Here is a 5118-nt window from a genome sequence, read left to right as displayed (position 1 = left end):
GGTGTGTTTGGAGACAGCCAGTTTACCAGCACCCTGTCTGTCAACTTCCACTTCCCCAAGATCCCGCGAAGAACCAATAAAAAGGCGGCCCGCAGGCCGCCATATAATTTTCTGTCGTCAGAACGGGAAGAACCAAGGGATGGCGATGACGCTCACCACCATCACCAGCAAGGTGAAGGGCACGCCGATGCGCACAAAGTCCATGAACTTGTAGTTGCCCGGGCCCAGCACCAGGGTGTTGACCGGCGACGAGACCGGCGTCATGAAGGCTGCCGAGGCGGCGATGGCGATGGTCATGGCAAAGGGATAAGGCGACACCCCCATTTGATGGGCCGTACCCAGCGCGATGGGCGCCATCAGCACCGCCGTCGCCGTGTTGGAGATGAAGAGCCCGATGACGGCACAGAGCGCGAAGAGGCTGGCCAGCATCACCCTGGGGCCCATCTCCCCCACTGCCGAGATGAGCGCGCCGACGATGAGATCCACCCCGCCGGTCTGCTGCAATGCAAGGGCAAAGGGCAGCATGCCCACGATGAGGATCAGGGTCGGCCAGTGGATGGACTTGTAGGCACTCTCCAGATCGATGCAGCGGAACTTGCCCATCAGCAGGCAGGCGATGAGCGCCGCGATGACGTTGGGCACGGGATCCGTCACCATCAGTACTATCATGACCCCGAGGGCAATCAGGGCGTGAATGGCCTGGCTGCGGGCCGGCGCCATCTCGTCCACTTCCGCAGGCAGGCCCAGCAGCAGAAAATCGCGATGATGGGTCTGCAACTGACGAATGAGGCTCCAGTTCCCCACCACCAGCAGGGTATCCCCCATCTGCAGCGCCTCGTCCACCAGCTTGCCGGTCAGCGCCTCTCCATCCCGGCGGATCCCCACCACGCTCAGGCCGTAACGGGAACGGAAGGTCACCTCGCGGATGCTCTTGCCGAGCAGCCGGGAGCCAGGGATGAGGGAGACCTCCGCCATGCCCACCTCCCGCGCCTGGTCGGAGAAATACTCCCCGCGCAATATCATGGGCTCGAGCCGCGCCTCGCTGCAAAACTCCCGCACATCCACCTCGGGATCCGACATGTCGATGAGCAGCACGTCTTTGGCCTGGAACTCGGTCACCCCGGTGACACTGACCATCACCCGCCTGAACTTGCGCCAGCGCTCCATCCCGATGACGTTGGCCCCGAAGCGGGCACGCAATTGCAGCTCGTCCAGGGTCTGGCCGATCAGGGGGGAATCGGGCCGGATCGCCAGTCGGCGTGCTCGCCCGGCCAGCCGGTAGTCACGGATGAGATCCCGCATGGTGCTGCGTCCCATCTGCTTGCCCTTGCCCTCCTCTCCTTCACGCACCAAGGAGGTGCGCATCAGCAGCATATAGAGGATCCCCATCCCCAGAATGATGACCCCCATGGGGGTGAAGCCGAAAAAGCCGAACCCCTGGATGTCGTGCCGCATCAGCTCACTGTTCACCACCATGTTGGGAGGGGTTGCCACCAGCGTCATCATGCCGCTGATAAGGCCGGCAAAGCCGAGCGGCATCATCAGTCTGCCCGCCGGGATCCCCATCCGGTTCGCCACGCTCAGCACCACGGGGATGAAGATGGCCACCACCCCGGTCGAACTCATCACGGCCCCCAGGGTCGCCACCGCCACCATCAGCAGCACCAGCATGCGGGTTTCGCTGCTGCCGGCCACCTTCACCAGGGCATCTCCCACCTGATAGGCGATGCCGGTACGCACCAGCCCCTCCCCCACCACGAACAGGGCGGCAATCAGAATGACGTTGGGATCGCTGAATCCTGCCAGCGCCTGCGGCAGGGTCAGGGTGCCGCTCAACACGAACAGGATGATGATCAACAAGGCGACCACGTCCATGCGGACCTTGTTGGTAATAAACAGGAGAATGGCACCCACCAGCATGCTGAGCACCCAGATCAACTCGGAATTCACACTTGCTCCTTTTGTTCAACGTCAACCACGGCCGGCCCCGGACGCCATCAGACCACAGAGCCCGTCCCCCTGATTTGTTACATATCAAGAAAGAGGAGGCCGCATCATCTCACATCCAGGTTCAGTTGCGGCCATTTTACCGAGCAGTGAACGCAGTCGGTCGCCCTTCACATGTCGGGGTAAAAAGTGCTGCACGCTCCCCCCGCCCCTCCTAAAATGGGCCCGCCGCGGCCTGAGCCGCCCTCTCACTCCTTGCCCTTCGGAGACGACATGACCCAGCACACCCCGGCCTACCCGGCATTCACCTTCTTCAGCCGCTTTGTCGCCGACATCCAGGCTGGCCGAAAGACCATCACCATCCGCGACGAGAGCGAGGCAAACTGGCAGCCCGGCCAGCGTCTGGCCCTGTTCACCAACCCGGAACACCAGCCTTTTGGCACCATTGAGGTCATCTCGGTCAAGGCGGTCGCCTTCGAGGCGCTGAGCGACGAGCACGCCCGTCAGGAGAACATGACCCTCCCCGAGCTTAAAGATGTGATCCGCGATATCTACCCCGCACTGCCGCCCCTCTATGTGATTGAATTCGTGCTGATTGAAGCCTGATTTTGTGAGCTGCCTCAGCTAACGCCGGTTGCGCTCACGGGCCAAAAGCGCACAATGACTGTTTTTATATACAGTCATTGGTGTCTTATGGAAAAACAACTCGAACCGGCCATCGCAGCCATGGTGGCAGACTTCATCGCCGCAGGTCGTCCCAAGGCGAGCCAGCTGAGCTGGCAGGCGCGCCGTGACGGCTACCTAGCCTCTGCCCTGTTGGGCGGTGAGCGGGAAGAGGTGGGCGCCATCGAGGAATGGCAGGCCGATCACCACGCCATCCGCTGCTATCGGCCCGCAGACAAACCGAACCCCGCGTATCCGGTGCTGATCTATTTTCACGGCGGCTGTTTTGTCAGCGGGGATTTCGAGACCCACGATCGCCAGATGCGGATGCTGTGCAACCGGGCCAGAGCCCTGATCTTCGCCGTACACACCCGCCTCGCCCCGGAACACACCTATCCTGCGGCTCACGACGATGCGCTGGCCGCCACACGGGCCATCATGGCCGAGGTGGAGAAATGGCATGGGGATCCGGCACGTCTCGCCATTGCTGGCGACAGCGCAGGGGGTCATCTCGCCCTGATCACCACCTTGCGGCTCAAGGCTGCCAACGCCCCCTTGCCCAAGGCCCTGCTGCTTCTCTATCCCATGCTGGATGCCCTCTGCGAGAGCCAAAGCTACCGCGATCTCGGTGACGACTACCTCATCACCCGGGACATGCTCGCAAGCGGTTTTCACGCCTACCTGGGCAGCCTGCCCCCCAGCCATCCCGAAGCCAGCCCGCTCCACCATCCCGCCCTGTCAGGATTACCGCCGACCCATATCGTCACGGCGGAATATGATCCGCTGCGCGACGAAGGGGAAGCCCTGTATGGCAAGCTGGTGCAGGCTGGCGTCGATGCCACTTGCCAGCGGCAGCATGGCGTCATCCATGGCTACTTCCAACTGGCGGCCATCAGCCCTGCCGCTCGTCAGCTCATCGACCAGATAGCCATGATGCTCAGAAGACTCTGAGTTGGAACCGGCCCCCAAGCCGTGTTAAAAGTGTCTCTTTTGAATCAGGGAGGTAACCCGAGTGTTCGAGATAGCGAGCCTGAAAGAGGGCATGATGCACGGGGTGGAGCTGTTCCAGCTGCTGCTGGAGATCATCTCCATCGCCTGCGTGGTCATCGGCCTTGGCAAGACCCTCTGGCTGGCGGCGCGGGTACGGGATCACGAGCCCGGCTTTCCCCGTATCCGGCTCTGTTTCGGCAGCTGGCTTATCCTGGCGCTGGAGTTCCAGCTCGCCGCCGACATCCTGGCCACCACAGTGGCACCGAGCAAGGAGGAGCTGGTGCGCCTCGCCATCATCGCGGTCATCCGCACCTTCCTGAACTACTTCCTCGGCAAGGAGCTCGATGCCCAGGCCGAGCGCCAGCAACCCGAGCCTGTCAGGTCACCTTCCCGCCCCGACGCCCGATGAGCGGGCTGAGTGGCACAAGGCCACGACACGGAAGGAAAGGCACCAGACTGATCCCATGAAGAGGGCTCCCCGCGGGGAGCCCTCTTTGTATCCGATAGCAACTATCAGACGTGCTTGCTGGCCAGCTCGTGGCGCTTCAATGCCAGCAAGGTGACCAGCAGGGCGGCGGTGGCGATCAGCGCCATGCCGATATAGGTGGCGCTGAAACTGGGTGCCAGTTCGGCCGGGCTCAGGCTGGCCAGATTGGGGCTGCTGCCTGCCGGCAGGGCGGAGTGGAACAGCACGCCGCAGATGGCGACCCCAACCGCGCCCCCCAGCTCACGGCCGAAGTTGAACAGAGACATGCCGATGCCGCGATCCTCCCGTGGCAGGGCATTTTGCACCACCACAGAGAGGGCCGGCAGCACCAGACCCAGCCCCAATCCGGCAAACCCCAGTCCCAGTCTGGCCCAGAGGTCGAAGTGGATTTGCCAGAGCGCCAGCGCCGACAGGGCGAACCCCACCACCACGAAACGCTTGTAGTGACCGGTGCGACCGATGAGCTTGCCGCCGACGAAGGCCCCCGCCGTGATGCAGACCATGAAGATCACCATGATCTCGCCACTGTCACTGGCGCTCATCCCCTTTTGCCACTGCATCTGCAACGGCAGGTAGACCAGCACGGCAAACATCAGCAACTGCGAGGCCAGCGCCAGCAGCACGCTCACCAGATAACCCGGCAGGCGCACCAGGTGGGCTGGCAGTATGGGGTCGTGCGCCCGCCGCTCAGCCAGGACGAGCAGCAACAGGGCAACCCCCAGCGCAGCCGCGAGCCAGACGGCGGGCAAGGCCGCTTCCGGCGAGAGCAGCAACAGGGTGAGGGTGGTGACCGTAATGAGCAGTGCCGCTCCCTTCCAGTCGAAGCGGCTGTGGCGACGCACATTGAGGTGACCCAGATTGCGGTTCACCAGCCAGAGGGCGATGGCACCGAGAGGCAGATTGATCCAGAAGATCCAGCGCCAGCTGAGCTGCTCGGTAAAATAGCCACCGAGCAGCGCAATGCTGTTCACTTAAGCGGAGCCGCATTGCGATTTACCGGAAAACGGGTCTTTGATATCTTCACCGCCCTG

The 5118-nt window shown here is 62.7% G+C and carries 4 protein-coding genes and 1 pseudogene; 3 read left to right on the top strand and 2 right to left on the bottom strand.

Features of this window, described 5'->3' with window-relative positions:
- Positions 1-117: 117 nt before the first annotated feature.
- A complete protein-coding gene (locus PG887_RS21700; protein WP_042878180.1) occupies positions 118-1950 on the bottom strand; it encodes an SLC13 family permease in 1833 nt (610 codons plus the stop codon).
- Between the two features lie 270 nt (positions 1951-2220).
- On the opposite strand from PG887_RS21700, the gene yqfB reads away from it, so the two are divergent.
- The 3 genes from yqfB (at position 2221) to PG887_RS21685 (ending at position 4009) form a co-directional block, all read left to right on the top strand.
- Positions 2221-2553 (top strand): N(4)-acetylcytidine aminohydrolase, encoded by a 333-nt coding sequence (gene yqfB, locus PG887_RS21695; protein ID WP_041215617.1) that lies wholly within the window; start codon positions 2221-2223, stop codon positions 2551-2553.
- An 87-nt stretch (positions 2554-2640) separates the two neighbouring features.
- Entirely contained in the window at positions 2641-3561 is a 921-nt protein-coding gene (locus PG887_RS21690; protein WP_270822888.1) for an alpha/beta hydrolase, read from the top strand.
- A gap of 61 nt (positions 3562-3622) precedes the next feature.
- The gene (locus tag PG887_RS21685; protein WP_010673839.1) at positions 3623-4009 is read left to right on the top strand and encodes a DUF1622 domain-containing protein; all 387 of its coding nucleotides are present in this window, start codon (positions 3623-3625) and stop codon (positions 4007-4009) included.
- A 104-nt stretch (positions 4010-4113) separates the two neighbouring features.
- Here the strand turns inward: PG887_RS21685 and PG887_RS21680 are convergent.
- Positions 4114-5058, bottom strand: a pseudogene (locus PG887_RS21680) (MFS transporter); the annotation flags it as partial.
- Positions 5059-5118 lie beyond the last annotated feature (60 nt).

This window comes from Aeromonas sp. QDB14, from assembly GCF_027707845.1.
In the GTDB taxonomy this organism is placed as follows: domain Bacteria; phylum Pseudomonadota; class Gammaproteobacteria; order Enterobacterales; family Aeromonadaceae; genus Aeromonas; species Aeromonas caviae.
The sequence above is the reverse complement of the archived record's forward strand: the minus strand, read 5'-3'. Positions and strand labels throughout refer to the sequence as shown.